General features: G+C 54.5%; 16 protein-coding genes. 12 read left to right on the forward strand and 4 right to left on the reverse strand.

The window, feature by feature from the left end; all coding sequences use genetic code 11:
- Window positions 1–113: 113 nt before the first annotated feature.
- Window positions 114–749, reverse strand: coding sequence for a hypothetical protein (locus tag ACLHIJ_RS07425; protein WP_411298846.1), 636 nt, complete (start codon window positions 747–749; stop codon window positions 114–116).
- A gap of 292 nt (window positions 750–1041) precedes the next feature.
- Here ACLHIJ_RS07425 and ACLHIJ_RS07430 point away from each other — a divergent pair, with 292 nt between their 5' ends.
- Window positions 1042–1857 (forward strand): serine hydrolase domain-containing protein, encoded by an 816-nt coding sequence (locus ACLHIJ_RS07430; RefSeq protein WP_411298847.1) that lies wholly within the window; start codon window positions 1042–1044, stop codon window positions 1855–1857.
- Window positions 1858–2152: 295 nt separating this feature from the next.
- Here ACLHIJ_RS07430 and ACLHIJ_RS07435 read toward each other — a convergent pair whose 3' ends face one another.
- Complete coding sequence (locus ACLHIJ_RS07435) at window positions 2153–2971, reverse strand: exodeoxyribonuclease III (protein WP_411298848.1); 819 nt, start codon at window positions 2969–2971, stop codon at window positions 2153–2155.
- A gap of 353 nt (window positions 2972–3324) precedes the next feature.
- On the opposite strand from ACLHIJ_RS07435, the gene ACLHIJ_RS07440 reads away from it, so the two are divergent.
- The 4 genes from ACLHIJ_RS07440 (at window position 3325) to fbaA (ending at window position 6809) form a co-directional block, all read left to right on the forward strand.
- On the forward strand, window positions 3325–4134 hold the full coding sequence (locus tag ACLHIJ_RS07440) for an SDR family NAD(P)-dependent oxidoreductase (RefSeq protein WP_411298849.1): 810 nt from the start codon (window positions 3325–3327) through the stop codon (window positions 4132–4134).
- Between the two features lie 52 nt (window positions 4135–4186).
- On the forward strand, window positions 4187–4762 hold the full coding sequence (pyrE, locus tag ACLHIJ_RS07445) for an orotate phosphoribosyltransferase (RefSeq protein ID WP_411298850.1): 576 nt from the start codon (window positions 4187–4189) through the stop codon (window positions 4760–4762).
- Window positions 4763–4818: 56 nt separating this feature from the next.
- Window positions 4819–5457 (forward strand): TrmH family RNA methyltransferase, encoded by a 639-nt coding sequence (locus ACLHIJ_RS07450; RefSeq protein ID WP_411298860.1) that lies wholly within the window; start codon window positions 4819–4821, stop codon window positions 5455–5457.
- A gap of 329 nt (window positions 5458–5786) precedes the next feature.
- The gene (fbaA, locus tag ACLHIJ_RS07455) at window positions 5787–6809 is read left to right on the forward strand and encodes a class II fructose-bisphosphate aldolase (protein ID WP_411298851.1); all 1023 of its coding nucleotides are present in this window, start codon (window positions 5787–5789) and stop codon (window positions 6807–6809) included.
- A gap of 219 nt (window positions 6810–7028) precedes the next feature.
- On the opposite strand, the gene ACLHIJ_RS07460 is transcribed toward fbaA, so the two are convergent.
- Window positions 7029–7601 (reverse strand): hypothetical protein, encoded by a 573-nt coding sequence (locus ACLHIJ_RS07460; protein WP_411298852.1) that lies wholly within the window; start codon window positions 7599–7601, stop codon window positions 7029–7031.
- Window positions 7602–8338: 737 nt separating this feature from the next.
- On the opposite strand from ACLHIJ_RS07460, the gene ACLHIJ_RS07465 reads away from it, so the two are divergent.
- Window positions 8339–9634, forward strand: coding sequence for an adenylosuccinate synthase (locus ACLHIJ_RS07465; RefSeq protein WP_411298853.1), 1296 nt, complete (start codon window positions 8339–8341; stop codon window positions 9632–9634).
- Window positions 9635–9971: 337 nt separating this feature from the next.
- Here the strand turns inward: ACLHIJ_RS07465 and ACLHIJ_RS07470 are convergent, their stop codons facing one another.
- Window positions 9972–11039 carry a hypothetical protein gene (locus ACLHIJ_RS07470; protein ID WP_411298854.1) on the reverse strand — a complete coding sequence of 356 codons (1068 nt, stop codon included), beginning with the start codon at window positions 11037–11039 and terminating at the stop codon, window positions 9972–9974.
- A 278-nt stretch (window positions 11040–11317) separates the two neighbouring features.
- On the opposite strand from ACLHIJ_RS07470, the gene ACLHIJ_RS07475 reads away from it, so the two are divergent.
- From ACLHIJ_RS07475 to ACLHIJ_RS07500, 6 genes are all read left to right on the forward strand, one after another.
- On the forward strand, window positions 11318–13177 hold the full coding sequence (locus ACLHIJ_RS07475) for a phosphoenolpyruvate carboxykinase (GTP) (protein ID WP_411298855.1): 1860 nt from the start codon (window positions 11318–11320) through the stop codon (window positions 13175–13177).
- Window positions 13178–13449: 272 nt separating this feature from the next.
- Window positions 13450–14334, forward strand: coding sequence for a phosphoribosylaminoimidazolesuccinocarboxamide synthase (locus ACLHIJ_RS07480; RefSeq protein ID WP_411296578.1), 885 nt, complete (start codon window positions 13450–13452; stop codon window positions 14332–14334).
- A gap of 103 nt (window positions 14335–14437) precedes the next feature.
- Window positions 14438–15775, forward strand: coding sequence for an NADP-specific glutamate dehydrogenase (gene gdhA / locus ACLHIJ_RS07485; RefSeq protein ID WP_411298856.1), 1338 nt, complete (start codon window positions 14438–14440; stop codon window positions 15773–15775).
- A gap of 190 nt (window positions 15776–15965) precedes the next feature.
- Entirely contained in the window at window positions 15966–16367 is a 402-nt protein-coding gene (locus ACLHIJ_RS07490; RefSeq protein WP_411298857.1) for a sterol carrier family protein, read from the forward strand.
- Complete coding sequence (locus tag ACLHIJ_RS07495) at window positions 16348–18060, forward strand: RNB domain-containing ribonuclease (protein ID WP_411298858.1); 1713 nt, start codon at window positions 16348–16350, stop codon at window positions 18058–18060. Before ACLHIJ_RS07490 ends, ACLHIJ_RS07495 begins: the two co-directional genes overlap by 20 nt.
- Before the next feature lie 370 nt (window positions 18061–18430).
- Window positions 18431–18628, forward strand: a 198-nt coding sequence (locus tag ACLHIJ_RS07500) for a hypothetical protein (RefSeq protein ID WP_411298859.1), incomplete at its 3' end; no start/stop codon positions are given.

The following is an 18628-nucleotide window of genomic DNA, read 5'->3' on the forward strand; positions in this document are numbered from 1 at the left end:
GGTGGGAGCGCCGAGCAAGGGGGAGGCGTAGCGGTGGCTGGGGGTGGGCCCCCTCCCCCCCCCCCCCCCACGCCACTGATTGCCGCCATTCGTCGGTGCATAATATTTGTGGATTATTCGGAGTATGGGCCATGCCTGCGAGCAATCTCCACGATTTCGTATGCGACGAGCCCGATTGGCAGAAAGAGGAAGAGGGCGTTGCCGGTCAGTGCGCTTGCACATACGCATCCAGCCCATAGCAGGATGTTGCGCGCGGCTCGCGCATAGTGCCCTAGGAAGAGATTGTGTATCCCGAGTGTGCCGAAGCTCAGCGCCAGGACGATAGCGATAATGCGCTGTGTTGTCGGGGAAATATAGTGTGGTGTTAGTGAGAGGCGAGCCCGTGCTGTGGGGTATGGTGCTGCCAGTTCGCGCGCTGATTTTCCCGACCGCGCTGGCGTTCCCGTAGGGGTATCAGGTGCAGGTGCTAATGCGCGTCGAAAAAATTGTGATGGGTGGGCGGCGAGAGCGGCAATCCGCTCGGCCTCGTCCATGCTGATATGAGTACACAGTGGCTTGGGATGTTCATGCCCGGGCGGCGGGGCGTACAGGTCAGGGCAGCGATGTGAGCGCGCACGGATTAACCGAGGATCAGATTTTTGGCAAAAGGGTGAGGTGGCGTCGCGTTGTGCATGGGTAGGGCGTGCATGACCGCGATTGATGCGTGGTTTCTTTGAGTGCGACCCCCACGTCGTTGTATCCTCCGTCACATTTTTATCCTAGCCCTTTCTGTGGCAAAGGAGAAAATCTCCTGCATGAGCGCTCCGGCGTGATGTGACCGTCAGTGATGGAAAGACGCCAAATTGCTAACAAGATAGCGGGTGCATATCACCTGCAGAGCAGTGCGGGGAAATAAAAAAATAGTAGCGAATTCGGTTTGAAGCTCGATCACATGCGGTAACCAGGGGGGCGACACGGTGTAGCTGGCTACGTAGCTGGCTACTGCCCGAGACGTGGCAAAAAGTATTTTCCATTCGGCTGAGCATGTGCCACAGTGGAGCTATGCGTTTTGACCCGCTTTCTACCGACGAGTTCCGTTTCGAACACAGCTATATTGCTTTTAGTGGCGCGCAACCTGATGTGATGGTTGGAGACGTAGACCGCTGGTATCCGTATATGTCGGTTACAAAGCCAATTGCGGCGTGGGCTGTTCTGGTCGCTGTCTATAAGGGGTATTTGCGTCTGGATGATCCGGCTGGGCCGCCCGGCTCAACATTTCGGCATCTGTTAGCGCATGCCTCCGGCCTGCCACCAGCTCATGGAGAGCCGATCGCGCGGCCAGGTAGACGCCGTATTTACTCTAATTATGGGTATGACGTACTGGCACATGAAGTGCAACAGCGGATCGGAATGAATATCCACGATTGGATTTCTCGGAGCGTGTTCGCCCCCTTAGGGATGGACGCGGTGGAATGTCGCGGATCAATCGCATATTCGGCTCGCGGGACGGCTGATTCTTTGATGCGTTTTGGGCTGGAAATTCTCAACCCGACGTGTATCCCCGCTGAACTTGCCGAAGAAGCGTGTACGGTTCAATTCCCGAAAATAGCGGGTATCACTCCTGGATACGGGCCGAGCTCTGATAACCCGTGGGGCTTGGGGCTTTCGATCCGTAACCCCGATCATCCGCATTGGACTGGGCCGTCTTTCTCGAATCGAGTCGTCGGGCATTTCGGGATGTCGGGGTCGTTTATCTATGTGGATCTAATTGCGCGCAAAGCAGGGGTTTTCCTTGGAGAAAAGGAGTTCTGTTCTGAGCATATTCGGCTGTGGCCAGCACTGACGAATGAGATGTGGCAGAACACTGTTTCACAATGAGGATGTGCCCGTCGTTTCCTGAGTATCCGCTGTTTTAGCTGGTATCGAGCCAGATATGGAAGCGCGTAGGGGGGGGCAGGCCTGGCATCCGTCATATCTGCGTTGCCCGCTATAAGGAAGGCGCTGGCTATAAGGAAAAGTACTGCTAGGGAACGAGCGCCGAATCGGTACGCAATCATTGATCCACTACCTACGGCATATAGTCAGGCGCATAACCGTGCCAAATTAGTTACGACGAATGGCGACAACAGCGGAATGTTCGCCGGCGGAACTGCAACGAATAATTGGTGTTTACTCAGTTTTCGTCAGTATCTACCCATTCAATAATGACGGGCACGTGGTCAGAGGCACCTTTCCCCTTGCGCTCCTCGCGATCAATTGCGGCGTTGGTGACGCGCTGTGCCAGAGCAGAGGAAGCCCAAATGAAGTCGATTCGCATGCCTTCGTTGCGTGGGAAACGCAGCCGCTGATAATCCCAAAAGGTGTAATTTGTGACTCGCGCTCGCGTCACTTCTTCCATGCCCAGCTCGGCAAACTGCTCGAAAGCAGCGCGTTCTAAGGACGAGACGTATAGCCCATCGAATGCCTCATGGTTCCATATATCGCTATCGCTCGGAGCGACGTTCCAATCGCCAACCAGAGCAATCTGAGCATCCGGATTAGCAGAGATCTCATGACCTATTGCCTCATGCAGGGCGTTAAGCCACGCGATCTTATACGAGTAGTGAGGATCGAGAAGGGAACGACCATTGGGGACGTACAGCGACCATACCCGCACCCCGCGAATCGTCGCACCGAGAGCACGCGGCTCAACCGTTCCACTGAGAAACTCGCCAGGGGCTGCGTCCCCTTTGGTGAAGCCAGGCTGCCCAGAAAACTGGGTCGCCACCTCGGTTATCGGATAGCGGGAAATAAGCGCCACGCCATTCCACTGCCCGTCTCCATGAGCACAGACGTGGTATCCCGCTTGTTCAAAGAGCTCGGCAGGGAACTGCTCAGTGCGGCATTTGGTTTCCTGGAGAGCCAGAATATCGAGGTCGTGGCGGTTCAGGACGTCGATAACCCGATCGGTGCGGGCACGAATTGAGTTGATGTTCCACGTCGCAAGTTTCACCCGTCCAGCCTATACCGTGAGTATGTTAAGCGCACTGTCGCTATCTTTTCGCGGAAAAATCCGTCAGCATAAATGTGTATCAGTGCCGCGTGGGATCTACTTACTGGCAGGCAAGGCGAAAAAAGAACATGGACGTTCTATCTTGAGCAGGGCATCCAGCTCCTATCTGTTTTAGCGGTGCTGACCATGCCTTTGCCTACGTGCCTATATGACCGTCTGCCTGGAACGAGCCGATAATGGTTTTTGATGAGCCTATGAGCGTGACACTCCCTCCCAGGTATTCTTGCTGCTACTCCTACAGCGACTGACCTCAGAAAAGATAGGAACCTTTCGAGAACTGCTAGGGTTGAGTCATGGCCTACGCATTAGTTACTGGAGCTAGCTCCGGATTAGGAACAGAATTCGTCTGGCAGTTAGCTCGCGCCGGATATAACGTCGTGCTGGTAGCTCGCGATGAGCAGCGACTCGCACAGCTTGCCCAGGAAGTACGGGAACAATGCGCAGTAGAAGCGGAGGTACTTCCCGCAGATTTAAGCGTTCTTGACGATACGCAGCGCGTTGCACAACGGATTCGCGATGCCTCCCGCGAAGTGCGCGTTCTAGTGAATAATGCCGGTTTTGGCCTGGGGCAGGATTTTCTTGGCGGCGCTATTGAACGTGAATGTCAGGCTCTGGACGTCATGGTGCGCGCAGTATTGATACTCTCTCATGCGGCCGCGCAAAGCATGGTGGAGTTTGGCGGCGGAATAATTATTAACGTCTCCTCAATGACGGCCCTGACCGCTCAAGGCACATATTCTGCGCATAAAGCCTGGGTGCGCACATTCAGTGAGGGATTGGCGGCAGAATTGGCCGGTACGGACGTCAGCGTTACGGCGGTGACTCCAGGGCTTATTCGCACCGAATTCCATGAGCGCTCACATGTTGACGCGGCGCAATGGCCCGATTGGGTATTTGCCACAGCTCCCCAGGTGGTTCGAGCTGCCCTTGACGCCGCTTGGAAAGGGCGAGTTCTCGTCACGCCGACTCTGCTGTACCAAGTAACCGCCGGAGTGACTCGCTTGGCTCCTCGGTGGCTGGTGCGGCGGTTAGCTGGTCCAGGGCGTTCTGGGCGCTCCATATCGCCGTCAGTGGCGGGTATCCCACCGCGCAACAAAGAGTAAATACAGCTACAAGCTAGCAGTTTTAGTACGTCGAAAGCATAGGAAGCACACTGTGATAACAAACGATACCCCGAAGGCTCGACTCGCCGAGCTGATTTGCACCTTATCCGTTGAGCGCGGGGAATTTACACTCGCCTCTGGCCGTACCTCGAATTATTACGTCGATATGCGCCGCTCGACGTTACATCATGAAGCCGGACCGTTAATTGGGCACGTCATGCTCGATATGTTAGAAGAAAACGGGTTAAGTGCTGATGATATTGACGCAGTAGGCGGCTTGACGATGGGGGCAGATCCGGTGGCGACTGCGATTATGCATGCGGCGGCTTCACGCGGTCTGGATATTGACGCTTTCGTCGTGCGAAAAGCAGCGAAAGATCATGGCATGAAACGGCAAATTGAAGGTCCAGATATTGCCGGCCGACGAGTAGTGATTGTTGAAGATACCTCTACGACGGGTGGTTCCCCAGTGACGGCAATTGCTGCAGCCCGTGAAGCTGGGGCGCATGTACTTGCCGTGGCGGTTGTGGTTGATCGCGCAACGGGTGCGGCGGCAAAGATTGAAGCCGAGGGAGTGCCATATTACGCGGCACTTGGTATTGCGGATTTGGGCGTGGAAGCTGAGTAGATCTGGTGGGCGTCATAGATGAAAACACTCCGACCCATGATCCGAGCGGATTTTCCATTTGGGGTAACGGGGAGAAAATTGGCGGGATTCCAGGCGTTGGCCCGTGGGCAGTAGAACATCCAGATCTGCCCGTCCCGACGGAGAGCCACTTTGATCCGGAACTGTTAGCCAACGGTGATCGACGAAACGTGGTAGATAAATACCGTTACTGGACGGTGCAAGCAATCCATGACGATCTAGCTCAACAGCGCTGTGCTCTCCACGTGGCTATTGAGAATCTCGCACATGATTTGAATATTGGGTCAATTGTGCGGACGGGTAATGCCTTTAACGTCGGTGGCGTACACATTGTGGGTCGGCGTCGATGGAATCGGCGTGGGGCGCTGGTGACGGATCGTTATCTCGATATGTTCCATCATCCCGATGCAGATGAGCTGGCTGGGTGGGCGGCTGAGCATGATTATGTTCTGGTTGCTGTTGACAATACGGGGAATACTGAGCCGATAGAGATGGCAGCTTTGCCAGAACGTTGCGTGCTGGTGTTTGGGCAGGAATCGACGGGTATTTCCCAGGAATTGCGCGCGGTGTGTCCGATGGCGGTTTATATTCCACAGTATGGTTCGACGCGCTCGCTCAATGTTGCGGCAGCGGCAGCAATCGCGCAGCACATGTGGGTGCTTCAGCATCGCCGCTAGCTGTGCGCGGCAGGGGCTGTGCGCTTAAACCGGCGCTGCCCAGTGAAATGAGCGGCCAGGTTGCATACGCTCGCGCTGGTGGGCGTGATAGCAATATTTTGGCTTGGTTCACTGTGGTAATGAGCGAAAAGCCGATGTGAGGTGCTCCTTAAGTAGCTATGTGGGTGCTGGCGGCTTTCTGCTGCATTTCTTCTGCACTCTTTTGCGATGGTTGCAGCAGCAGTCAAATAATACGTAGATAAAATGAGGACTATTTGGCTAGATGTAGGGGTGCTAAGCGTGAGATAATGGGACTGTTCGTTTGTCATATATGAAGGAGTTAGTCCCAGATGGGTATCGCAACACCTGAGGTTTACAATGAGATGCTCGACCGTGCCAAGGAAGGCGGATTCGCTTATCCGGCATTCAACGTGACCTCGTCGCAGACGGTAACGGCCGCTCTGCAGGGCTTGGCGGATGCTGAGTCGGATGGCATCATCCAGATTTCCGTCGGCGGCGCTGAATACGCTTCCGGTTCTACGATTAAGGATCGCGTCGCTGGTTCGCTCGCTCTTGCGGCATACGCTCGCGAAGTTGCGAAGAACTACCCGGTGACGGTTGCTTTGCATACCGATCACTGTGCAAAGCAGAACATTGATTCCTGGATTCGCCCCATTATGGAGCTGTCTGCTAAGGAAATAGAAGCTGGTCGTGAACCGTTCTTCCAGTCTCACATGTGGGATGGTTCGGCAGTTCCGCTCGATGAGAACTTGGAGATCGCTAAGGAGCTGCTCGCTCTGGCACGTCGCGCCAATGCAATCCTGGAAATCGAGATCGGCGTTGTTGGTGGCGAAGAAGACGGCGTTGCCAACGAGATCAACGAGAAGCTCTACACCACTGCAGAAGACGGCATGAAGACGGTGGAAGCCCTCGGTCTAGGCGAGAATGGTCGCTACCTGACGGCTCTGACCTTCGGTAATGTTCACGGCGTTTACAAGCCCGGTGCGGTTAAGCTGCGTCCGGAGCTGCTCGGTGAGATTCAGCGTGAAGTCGGTGCGAAGTACGGCAAGGAGCGCCCGTTTGATCTGGTCTTCCACGGTGGTTCTGGCTCGACCGCAGAAGAGATCGCTACGGCAGTTAAGCACGGCGTTATCAAGATGAACATTGATACCGATACGCAGTACGCCTTTACTCGTCCGGCAGTGGAGCACATGTTCCAAAACTACGACGGCGTTCTCAAGGTTGACGGCGAAGTCGGCAACAAGAAGGCATACGATCCGCGCGCGTGGGGCAAGAAGGCAGAAGCCGGTATGGCTGCCCGCGTGGTGGAGGCATGCCAGCAGCTCGGCTCGGCCGGTCAGAAGATGCGCTAATCTGAGTAGATAGCAGATTAGCTAGATACTGATACTAAAGTGGGGCGGCAGGTCAATGACCTGCCGCCCCACCCTCTACACCCTTCCGGGGGAGCTGTGCTGTTTTGCGGAGGTGTAGAAGAGGCGTCGGGATAAATACTCTCGCTAGATGTCTGCTATTTCCTCGTTAAAGTACCGAGCTATTGTGTTAATGCGGTATCCGGTACCTTTGGTTAGGTTTTAGTTGACGAGAAGGTCTGCTGCCACAGTTAGGCCGACGGCTAGCAGTGCCTGGCGGGAATGTGCCCCGCGGATTCCCGCGCGCCGCCGGCGTTCACCGCGGCGGAAAATTCCGCTTTCTGTGGCGCACAGTAAACCGATGCTCCCCACCGTCATGGCTGCTAATGCGCCCATTGCGGCGCGGGGATGGGTCTCGATAGCTTTGCCGATACGCCGTACTGTTGGACCGTGCATCGTATCGTGAAGCACGGTATCGCCTGTAGCTGTTTCAGTAGAGGCGGCGTCGGCAACGTCGGATTCTGTTTTGCCTGCTTCGGCAGAGAATACGTTTGTGGCGCTGTCAGCGCGGGCGGGGGATTCGGCCTGCGTTTTCGGTGTGGCAGTCTCGTGTAACGTGGGATCATCTAAGGGCACAAAGGTGCGGATATTCTCCACTATCATCGTGCCAACAATCGACGTTTTGAGGACGAATCGCGCCGGTCGAGATCGGATGACGTCAGGCATGGCGTAATGCAGGAATGTGCACAGTGAGTTGACTGCCGTATTTCGCGGGTTGTGAAGACGTATATCCATATCGGCCTCTCTTTGTGTCATTAGCTACCGTATTGCTTATGTGCTGTGTAGGGTGAACCCAGAATCAGTTTATCGCCTAAAATGGCGGTTCTTATGCCTGCGGTATCCGTCTTACGGCGGAGGCTATCTTTGATGAATCATAGGTAAGCAGAAGTATTTTTATACAGGCTACGCAGCTAAGATGGGCACGTTATTACTTGGGATAGGCTCAGCAAATAACATCGGGTATGTGGGGTAAGGGTTAATCTCGGTTGATTCGCCTTGATCTGGGGCGCACATATTTTCTTCTCTTGGTGAGCTTAGAGTTAAGCAAAGATATGTATTCTATTGTGTTATTGCGCTGAGAGCGTGAAATAGGGATGGGAAACGGCGAAAAATTGGCAGTGGCTGTACGTGCCTATTTGCGTATATGATCCCTTTTTGCGGTGACGTCGTGTATTGGCGAGTTTATATATACAACTGATATATGAAGAATATACATGCTCAAATCTAGTGGTCATTTCTTATATATCGGCAATGTAATCGGGAATATCGGCGGTGACCCTGCGCCGGATACCAGCAGCTCGTGCTGATATGAATAGTTCTATTTAAGGAATATAGGGTGTTTTCATGTGGGTATCTCAGGATAGAACACATGATTGCCCGATAGGGGCTCGGCTCATACACTAAACGGGGCGCATGCGGCGGCGTGAATACCGCACGAGCGTCGTAGGTCAATAGGTAAAGGAAAATGAGTCATGCCAGCAGTGGTGATCGTCGGAGCGCAATGGGGCGATGAAGGCAAAGGAAAAGCATCGGATCAGCTCGGCACTCGGGTTGATTATGTTGTGAAATACAACGGCGGAAATAATGCGGGGCACACTGTGGTTGTTGATGGTGACACTTTTGCCTTGCACCTCTTGCCTGCCGGTATTCTCTCGCCAGGATGTACGCCCGTGATTGGCAATGGGGTGGTTGTGGATTTGGAGGTGCTCTTTGCGGAATTGGGCGACCTCCAGCGGCGAGGAGTGGATACCTCGCGTCTGAAGATTTCCTCGTCGGCCCATATCATCCCCTCATATAACAAGCGCATCGATGTGTTGAACGAGCGGATGCTAGGTGAGCGCAAACTTGGCACGACGGGGCGGGGTATTGGCCCAACCTATGCTGACAAGATGAATCGCATTGGTTTACGGATTCAAGACCTCTTTGATCCATCGATTTTGCGGCAGAAAGTCGCCGGGGCACTGCGGCAGAAGAATCAGATGCTCAGCCAGTTGCCGGCTGAGGAGCACTTTGTGGTGGAGGATATCGTTCAGGAGCTACTGGCGTATGCGCCTCGGGTAGCGCCGATGGTAACGAATGTATCCACGCTCCTGAATAAAGCGCTAGATGCAGGTCAAACTGTTGTTTTTGAGGGTGGTCAGGCGGCCATGTTGGACATCGATCATGGCACGTATCCCTTTGTTACTTCCTCAACCTGTACGGCTGCTGGGGCGTGCTCGGGCTCGGGTGTCGGGCCGATGCGTATTGATCGGGTTATTGGGGTGGCGAAGGCCTACGTGACGCGGGTCGGAGAAGGACCGTTCCCCACGGAGCTTCTTGACGAATCGGGAGAGTATCTGCGCACGGTTGGCCATGAATTTGGGACGACGACAGGGCGCCCCCGCCGGACGGGATGGTATGACGCAGTAGTGGCTCGCTATGCCACCCGAGTTAATTCAATGACGGATATCGTCTTGACGAAACTCGATGTCTTAACGGGAATTGAGCGTATTCCGGTGTGTGTGGCATACGAGATTGATGGGGTGCAGGTCGAAGATATGCCGGAGAACCAGTCGGATATGCATCACGCGAAACCGATCTACGAATATTTGCCGGGATGGTCTGAGGATATTTCGCAGTGTGCGGCATTCGACGAGCTCCCTGATACGGCTCAGGGATATGTGAAACGTATTGAAGAATTGTCAGGATGCCGGATTTCGGCTATTGGAGTGGGGCCAGAGCGCAATCAGACGATCTCGCGTTTCGCCTTGCTTCCTGAAAGCGCTTAAATCGGGTTTGGCGGTGCCCTAAATCAGTTTCACCATCGGGGGTAGTGTGGCTCTTATGTCATGTTCTTTGCAGGGTATAAGGGAACATGCGCAAACCTGCCCGAACAATAGCTGCAGAAAAATAGTTGCCAACCAGTTCGGCTGGTACGGACGGGCACGCATGCTGTTAGCCGAGGACGTCCATCATGCAGTGTGTGCTATATAGGCGGTCGTCGGGGATTCGGGTGATACGTGACCGTATCTATGCGGGTATGTAAATGGGGTGGTGCTCATCTGTGCGATGAGCACCACCCCATTTAGTGGGCTGTTTACCTTATGCAATCAGCTTTCGGTTCGATTAGTTCGTCGGACCTTGTGGCGCTTGCGGAGCAGAGGGGTAGTCGCCTTGGGTGTAGGGAGCCTGCGGCGGCATGGTCGGCTGCGCGGGCTGTGTTGGCTGACCGTAAGGCTGACCATATCCCTGGTCGTAAGGCTGTGCACCTGCTTGTGGCTGCGTCGGTTGGCCATAGGAGTTGGGCTGACCGTAGGTATTGGGCTGGTATCCGGGGGTCGGGTAGCCAGTGCCTTGACCATAAGCATTAGCGGCTAGAGGTGCGTCGTTCTTCTTCTTGCCACGCAGGATTGCAAAGAGGGCGCCAGCAACGACAGCCGCGGCAACAACAGCAATAGCAATCCATACCCAGATCGGCGTTCCGCTGCTATCGGAATCGGAGGCGGTTGTTACATCGCCAGATGTGGTTGCGTCTTTGTCACCAGAGCTACTGGACTCATCAGAGCTGCTGCTTGATTTATCACTTGATTTATCATCGGAGCTGCTGCTGCCTTTTGAGTGAGCGCCGGCTTCCTTTAATCCCTCTACCGTCATGCCTTTGTCAAAGACATTGGGATCGGAGTAGATGGCACGATTGCCTTCGATCTTGCCACCATTCGAGGCGGAGATAATATCGCCTGGCATTTCAACGATGACCTTCATGGACAGACCCATGGATTCCATCATCTTCATATCGGATTCATTGAGTGTGGATGTGCCGGTATCTGATCCAGTCAGTTCCAGGATAAAGGTATCGTCGGTTTCTTTCAGGGTTTCACCGTCAATAACGTTTCCGCCCGAGGCTGAGGAGAATCGGCATCCCAGGGTATCGCCCTGTGAGATGTCGTCAATTGTGAAATCGACGGACGAGGATTCTGAATCCATCGTATCCATCTGCTTCTTTAGGTCGTCACAGGATTTAATGCCAGCGGCTTTCATCATCCCTTTGGAGTCAATGAAGTCCATAACAACGGAGGCGGAGCCATCTTCATTGACCTTGATCGTCATATCCATGTTGCATGCGCTCAGGAGCAACGCGATCGGGGCTAAAATGGCAAAAAATCCCGCTTTCTTGCGCTGTGTCCATTTTTTCATGAGTAACACCCTCGTGTTTGATAGTTAATACCCCACTAATGTTACTAGCTAGGGCACTAATGGGTAGATTGCCGTGAAAAAATTGGATGCGATTCTCGATGAATTCCGACATTTTCCCACGGCTTTAGGTGTGATTTGTAGCACATCTGGCGCGATGTTGTGCCGATGATTCTTATGCTCATTGCGCAATAGTCAATAGTCCTAGCAAATTCACAGAAATCTTCAGAATAATAGGGAGCGAAGGATTTCGACATCGCCCGTCTCTAGGAGGAAATGCGATGACAAACACCACGTTCACTGTTGAGGACGTTCGCGCAGGTGCACCGGATTGTGCGCCGGCAGATCTTATCGAATGGGTAACGGAAGTTGCCAACATGACCACGCCCAAGGATATTTACTGGGCAGATGGATCGCAGGAAGAATGGGATCGCCTGACGACCGAAATGGTTGAGAAGGGTATCTTCACCCGATTGAATCCGGAGAAGCGTCCCAACTCGTTCTTGGCTCGCTCGCTGCCGTCTGATGTTGCTCGCGTTGAGTCGCGTACCTTCATCTGCTCCGAAAAGGAAGAAGATGCAGGTCCGACGAATAACTGGGCCGATCCGGCGGAAATGAAAGAAACCCTCATTGGTGAAAAGGGTGTATTCCGCGGTGCAATGGCCGGTCGTACCATGTACGTCATTCCGTTCTCGATGGGTCCATTGGGTGGCCCGATCTCCCAGCTCGGTATCGAGGTTACGGATTCCCCGTACGTCGTTGTCAACATGCGCATTATGACCCGCATGGGTGCTGAAGCTCTGAAGCTCATTGGTGAAGGTCGCGTATGGGTTCCCGCCGTTCACTCCGTGGGCTATCCGCTTGTTGACGCAGAAGGCAAGGAACGCGAAGACGTTGCCTGGCCGTGCAACGACGAAAAGTACATCACCCACTTCCCCGAGACGAACGAGATCTGGTCCTACGGCTCTGGCTACGGCGGCAACGCGCTGCTCGGCAAGAAGTGCTTCGCGCTGCGTATCGCTTCGACGATGGCTCGCCGCGATGGCTGGATGGCTGAGCACATGCTCATCCTGCGCCTGACGGATGAAAAGACGGGCAAGCAGTACCACGTTACCGCCGCCTTCCCCTCGGCCTGTGGCAAGACGAACCTGGCCATGCTCCAGCCCACCATTGAGGGCTACAAGGTGGAGACGGTCGGCGATGACATCGCCTGGATGCGTCCTGGCCCGGATGGTCGCCTGTACGCCATCAACCCAGAAGCTGGCTTCTTCGGCGTTGCCCCGGGTACCTCTTACGACACCAATCCGATGGCTATGGAAACCATGAAGGCCAACACCATCTTCACCAACGTTGCGTTGACGGATGATGGCGACGTGTGGTGGGAGGGCATCGACGGCGATGTGCCCGAGCATCTGATTGACTGGCATGGCAACGACTGGACGCCGGAATCTGGCGAGAAGGCTGCCCACCCGAACTCCCGCTTCACCACTCCGGCCTCGCAGTGCCCGATTATCTGTGAAGATTGGGAAGCTCCGCAGGGCGTTCCGGTTGATGCAATCCTCTTCGGTGGTCGTCGCGCCTCCAACGTTCCGCTTGTTGCTGAGCAGTACGAGCCGGCACATGGTGTATTCATCGGTGCTTCGGTGGCTTCTGAGCAGACGGCTGCAGCCGAAGGTGCAGTTGGCTCTCTGCGTCACGATCCGTTCGCAATGCTTCCCTTCTGCGGCTACAACATGGCCGATTACTGGGGTCACTGGATTGACATGCAGAAAGAGCTGGGCGATAAGTTCCCGAAGGTCTACCAGGTTAACTGGTTCCGTAAGGACGAGAACGGCAAGTTCATGTGGCCGGGCTACGGCGATAACTCCCGCGTTCTGGACTGGATCGTTCGTCGCGCATCGGGCGAGGTTGAGGCCGTTGAAGGCGTCACCGGCTTGTACCCCAAGAAGGAAGACTTCAATGTTGAGGGTCTTGATCTGAGTGACGAAGTATGGGAGAAGCTCTTCGAGATTGATCCGGCAGCATGGGCAACCGAAGCCGATCTGACGGAAGAATACTTCACCCAGTTCGGCGATAAGCTTCCGGCCGAGATCACCGAACAGTTGGCCAAGTTGCGCGAGCGCATTGAGGCTGCGAAGTAAGGTTTGACGCTGATAAGAGGCGCTATACGTGCAGGCTATGGCCTGTAACGCCTAGGGAGGGCGCGACGTTTCACGTCGCGCCCTCCTCGCGTCATTGCCATATTTTAGTCCCGAGCATCCCGAGCAGTACTGATCGGGCAATCGACGAAATGGTGGATCGTTCAATATGGCGTCCACCAACTGGATGTCCTCAGTTCACAGTGTGGAATCCGTGGGTTTCGCGCTAAAATGGAAACACGCCCCTGTAGCCTCAACGAAGGAGAACAGGCGTCATGAGTTCGCCATCGTTTCTGACTATTCCGAACTGGACGCGCATTTATACCGGCAAAGTACACGACATATACCTTCCCGCCGGAGCGCCCGCGTATAGCGGTAGTGAAACGATGATGTTTGTTGCCTCGGATCGGATCTCTGTTCATGATCGCGTGCTACCGGCAACAATTCCTGGCAAAGGTATCTTGCTGACAGATATTGCCGCCTGGTGGTTTGACCAATTGGCTGACATTGTTCCCACGCATTATCTATCCCTCAACGTGCCATCAGAAGTTGCTGGGCGGGCAATGATTGTGCGTCGATTGCGGATGTTTCCAGTTGAATGTAGCGTCGTCGGATATGTGACGGAAAGCGTCGCTGAAGAATATCAATGTGCGCAGACTATCGGTGGAATTGCCCAACCTGAGGGGCTGGAGATTGGGCAACAACTGCCTAAGCCAGTGTTCATCCCAGCGGTAAAAGGGGCAGTTGGTGCTGACGATCAGATCATCTCTCCGGTTCAAGCACAGCGATTGCTGGGGGTGAACCAAGCTCGTCGCCTGAGCTCATTATCAGTGGAACTGTATCGTCGGGCCAATGAAATCAGTGCGGAACGCGGATTAGTTATCGCGGAATGTAAATTGGAGTTTGGATCATCGGCAGACGAAGGTGATGAGGAGTATGTTCTCGCAGATCAAGCCTTCACGCCAGATTCGGCAACCTATTGGTTAAAATCCGAAGTTGATTGTGGTGTGCCGCGCGTGTTCGGTAAGGATTATCTGCGCAAGGCCATTAGTGAAGATGTTTCTGCCTGGACTCACGGGGGAGCAGCTCCGGTTGTGGCCGAGGATGTTCTTGCGGAAATGGCGGAGCGTTACGCTTTCGTGCGTGAAAAATTGTGCTGATTGCTATTCGGCGGCGATCAGATCAGGGCATGCTTGAGTGTGCCACAATGTCCCCATAAGTGTTCTTAGCACTGCTATGGACGAATAAGACAAGGAGAAGCGTATGGATTCCCGGTTAGAACGAATCTATGAAGAAGCTCTCAAGCGCAACCCGACGCAGCCAGAATTTCAGCAGGCTGTGCGAGAGGTGATTGAAAGCGTTGAACCGCTGTTGCTGGAGCGCACAGACTACCAGGAAGCCGCGATTCTGGAGCGAATCATCGAACCGGAACGGCAGATTATGTTCCGGGTTGCCTGGCAGGACGATCAGAATAAAGTGCGGGTTAACCGCGGGTATCGTATTCAGTTCAACTCCACGCTTGGTCCATACAAGGGTGGCTTGCGTTTCCACCCCTCGGTGACGCTTTCCGTCATTAAATTCTTGGGATTCGAACAGATTTTCAAGAATGCGTTGACTGGTCAGGGAATCGGTGGCGGCAAAGGTGGATCGGATTTCGATCCGCATGGTAAGACGGATAATGAAGTCATGCGCTTCTGCCAGGCATTCATGATGGAGCTGTCGAAGCATATCGGCGCTGATATTGACGTGCCGGCTGGCGATATTGGGGTTGGCGCCCGAGAAATCGGCTATCTATTTGGCCAGTACAAGCGTCTCGTGCATCGCAATGAAGCTGGTGTGTTGACCGGCAAGCGTGTCGGTTGGGGTGGTTCCTTGTGCCGGACGGAAGCGACCGGATATGGTCTGGTGACTTTCACTAAGGCAATGCTGGGCACGCGGGATGATTCCATCGCTGGCAAGCGAGTCCTGGTTTCCGGTGCGGGAAATGTAGCCATTTACGCCATTGAGAAGGTGCAGAAAGAAGGCGGTATTGCCGTTTCTATCTCGGATTCTTCCGGTGCCGTTTATGATCCCGACGGTATTGACGTGGAGCTGTTGAAGGACATCAAGGAAGTACGCCGTGGTCGCGTCAGTGAATATGCTGAGCTGCGCCCGAACGCGCAATTCCGCCCCGATGCGAAGGTCTGGGGGATCCCAGCGGATCTTGCGCTGCCATGTGCGACCCAGAATGAGGTTGACGCCAATGATGTGCGCGAGATGATCGCCAACGGGGTCAAACTGATTGCCGAAGGGGCAAATATGCCGTTGACTCCGGGGGCAATTGAAATCGCCCAAGCTGCGAATCTGCTTTACGCTCCGGGTAAGGCAGCCAATGCTGGTGGTGTGGCTACCTCGGCGCTGGAAATGCAGCAGAATGCGTCTTTGCAGGCATGGAGCTTCGAGGCTGTGGAGCAGAAACTTGATGAGATCATGCTGGACATTCACTCAACCTGCTTGTCAACCGCGCAGGAGCTAGGTGTGCCGGGGAATTACCTCGTCGGTGCGAATGCGGCTGGATTCATGAAAGTGGCAGATGCCATGCTGGAGCAGGGCATTATCTAAAGTGTGCCGCGCCGAAAGATCGAAGATCTGCGGATGTTAGGATCTGGCGATTCAGGCAAGCGGCGGCGCCACAACTAAAAACGCTGTGTCGTTAAGCCTGGCGATTTTGCGTGCTTAGCTTAGCGAGAAACAGATGGGGCGGCGGGTTACTTCAACCCGCCGCCCGCGCATATCTGCATAGAATGGCGATATGAGACGACGCATTGACGCACCGGCTGCTCGCGAACTGTTGGCAGTCTATGCGCGTACTGGTTCTCTTGATGAACCGGAGAAGAAAATCGCCGCACGTTTTGCGCTGGAAGAATTTGCTCATCGCTATCCAGGTCGCTCAGTTGAAATTCGGATTCCTTGGGTGGGGGCTGTTCAAGCAATTGCCGGCCCAATACATACCCGAGGTACGCCACCGAACGTCGTTGAAATTGATGCGGATACGTGGCTGGCGGCGGTCTTAGGGATGACGATAGATCCTAAGCGGATTTCCTATTCCGGAACGCGGGCAGATATTAGCCAGTACCTTCCACTTTTCACGTTAGCTGGCGAGGGTAGTCTCGTCCAGGATAGGAGTAAGCACGATGCGGCAACGGCGTATTAGCCCTCATCGGGTCCCCATTGAAGCTATTGACCCTTTTATTCAGAAAATTATGGCGGATACGGGGATACCGGCGGATTTTAGTGCCGATGCTCGTCGTGAGGCCGAACGTGCGGCACAATGCGGTATCCCACAATGGCAGGAGTTACCGTGCCGGACGGATATCCCACTGGTCACAATTGATCCAGAGGGCTCGCGTGATCTCGATCAGGCAGTGGCATTAGCGCGCACGGATCACGGTATGCGGGTGATCTATGCGATTGCTGCGGTGGGGCTTTTCATGACTCCGGATGGTCCACTGGATCGGGAGACGCGGGAGCGGGGAGCAACGGTTTATTTACCAGATCGCATTATCCCCTTGCACCCGGAGGTGTTATCCACACACGCGGCGTCGCTGCTGCCAGGGGAAGATCGCCCCGCATATCTGTGGACTTTTGAGGTTGATACTGATGGTCAGGTGCTCAGCACCCACGTTGAACTGGCCCGAGTGCGTTCGCGTGCTCAACTGAGTTATGAGCAAGTCCAACGCGCATACGACGGGCATGCGGCCTTACCAGCGGAGGTTCCAGCGGATTTACCTGAGCTGCTGGGGATTATCGGTCGGTTGCGCCAAGAGTGCGAGGCGCGGCGAGGAGGAATTTCGTTGAATCTACCCGAGCAACGCGTGGAACGTCAGGGGGATGAACTGCGGCTAGAATTTCGGGAACTCACTGATGTTGAGCAATGGAATTCGCAGATTTCGATTATGACGGGAATGGCTGCTGCGCAGATGATGTGCGAGGCGAATGTGGGCATTATTCGCACGTTGCCGCCAGCAGATCCGCGTGATGTACGCCGGTTGCGGCGTGTAGCCGCCGCTTTGGGGCTGACGTGGGATGCGGATACGTCGTATCCGGATTTTGTGCGTTCCGTACACCCGGATTCGCCGGCAGTATTGGCTTTCTTGCATGCAGCCGTCAAGTTATTCCGTGGCGCTGGATACCGTGCGCTAGCTGGGGAAGACGGAGAAAACGGCGCTGAAAAATCTGCTGATCGGGCATGTGTATCGGATGTTGTGGAGTGTGCCAGCCAGGCGGCAGAGTCAATGCAATCCGCTGACTCTATGGAAGCAACGAAAGCAGATGAGGCGGTGAATGCGTCGAGCCTGATGGGAACGGCCAGTGAGGGTAGCGCTGAGGATAATGGCGAAAGCATTAATGGCTCAGGAGCCTCTGGTGAAAGCGCTGGTGGAGATAGCTCGCACCAGCAGCATTGTTTAGAACACGCTGCGATTGCTGCTCCTTATGCGCATGTCACTGCTCCGCTTCGTCGGCTGGTTGATCGTTTTGGCTTAGAAGTGTGCCGGTGTTTGTGCGCTGGGAGTGAGATACCAGTGTGGATCAGGGAGGCGCTACCGTTACTGCCGGCGATTATGGCTGCTGATACGGCACGGGCTGGGCGTTGTGAGCGGCGAGCAATATCTGTTGTGGAGGCGCTAGCTTTGCGCGGTCGCGAGGATGAGATATTTGCGGGCACTGTGGTTGAAGTGTCACGTGGAGGACGCGGGACGGTCATAATTGATGAGCCAGCAGTGAGCGCGGAGATCCACAGTGCTGAGGTGGAGTCAGGTAATCGCGTGCGTGTGCGTCTGAGCCATATCGATGCGGATAATGAAGCCGTTTTCGATCTTGTTTCTATTGAGAAGAAGGACAGCTAAGATCGGTAAACCTGGGCATGAATTAGGTTTCCGGGCGTTAATCACGGTTGTGTAGCAGCTTTCTGTTGGGTTGTTGTGTGTGATTGATCGGGAATGTAACGCACCGTGGCTGTTTTTCCCTGGTAGTAACGTATCTGCTTGCCTAACGCGTTTTGCCTGGTGAAGCAATGCTGGTCTGCTGGTGGTAATTCCGTGAGAGATGTTGAGGTAGCGGAGCTGCTGCTCGAAATGGGTGCTTTCGTTATGGAAGTCTACGAGGAGTTGCAGAATATGTGAATCTGACGGTAAATCTGTTCGAAAAATATTTCTCACTCGCACAAAGCCGTCAGTGATCCAGGATTTCCCCCAATAGGTGATAGGTGGTTGTAGGGTGGGTAACGTTATGGATGGCAGATGGCTGGTATTACCAGTATGTATCAAGGAAGAATGGCGGGAACAGGCGGGTTATAGGACAAAATGTGTTGCTTGTGGGTTAGTCCCAGGTGTTGTGGTATGGGGTGGTGTGGTGGAGTTCGTTCCAGCAGATTGCGTCGCCCCAGGTGGGTATGGTGGTGTTGGCTTGTTGGTG

The organism is Trueperella sp. LYQ141 (genome assembly GCF_046599555.1).
Taxonomy (GTDB): domain Bacteria; phylum Actinomycetota; class Actinomycetes; order Actinomycetales; family Actinomycetaceae; genus Trueperella.

What these genes read in the sequence shown, in the direction of transcription:
- ACLHIJ_RS07430 (WP_411298847.1), top strand. Translation starts at nt 1,042, where the DNA reads ATGCGTTTTGACCCGCTTTCTACCGACGAGTTCCGTTTCGAACACAGC.
- ACLHIJ_RS07440 (WP_411298849.1), top strand. Translation starts at nt 3,325, where the DNA reads ATGGCCTACGCATTAGTTACTGGAGCTAGCTCCGGATTAGGAACAGAA.
- fbaA (WP_411298851.1), top strand. Translation starts at nt 5,787, where the DNA reads ATGGGTATCGCAACACCTGAGGTTTACAATGAGATGCTCGACCGTGCC.
- ACLHIJ_RS07460 (WP_411298852.1), bottom strand. Translation starts at nt 7,601, where the DNA reads ATGGATATACGTCTTCACAACCCGCGAAATACGGCAGTCAACTCACTG.
- ACLHIJ_RS07465 (WP_411298853.1), top strand. Translation starts at nt 8,339, where the DNA reads ATGCCAGCAGTGGTGATCGTCGGAGCGCAATGGGGCGATGAAGGCAAA.
- ACLHIJ_RS07470 (WP_411298854.1), bottom strand. Translation starts at nt 11,039, where the DNA reads ATGAAAAAATGGACACAGCGCAAGAAAGCGGGATTTTTTGCCATTTTA.
- ACLHIJ_RS07475 (WP_411298855.1), top strand. Translation starts at nt 11,318, where the DNA reads ATGACAAACACCACGTTCACTGTTGAGGACGTTCGCGCAGGTGCACCG.
- ACLHIJ_RS07480 (WP_411296578.1), top strand. Translation starts at nt 13,450, where the DNA reads ATGAGTTCGCCATCGTTTCTGACTATTCCGAACTGGACGCGCATTTAT.
- gdhA (WP_411298856.1), top strand. Translation starts at nt 14,438, where the DNA reads ATGGATTCCCGGTTAGAACGAATCTATGAAGAAGCTCTCAAGCGCAAC.
- ACLHIJ_RS07490 (WP_411298857.1), top strand. Translation starts at nt 15,966, where the DNA reads ATGAGACGACGCATTGACGCACCGGCTGCTCGCGAACTGTTGGCAGTC.
- ACLHIJ_RS07495 (WP_411298858.1), top strand. Translation starts at nt 16,348, where the DNA reads ATGCGGCAACGGCGTATTAGCCCTCATCGGGTCCCCATTGAAGCTATT.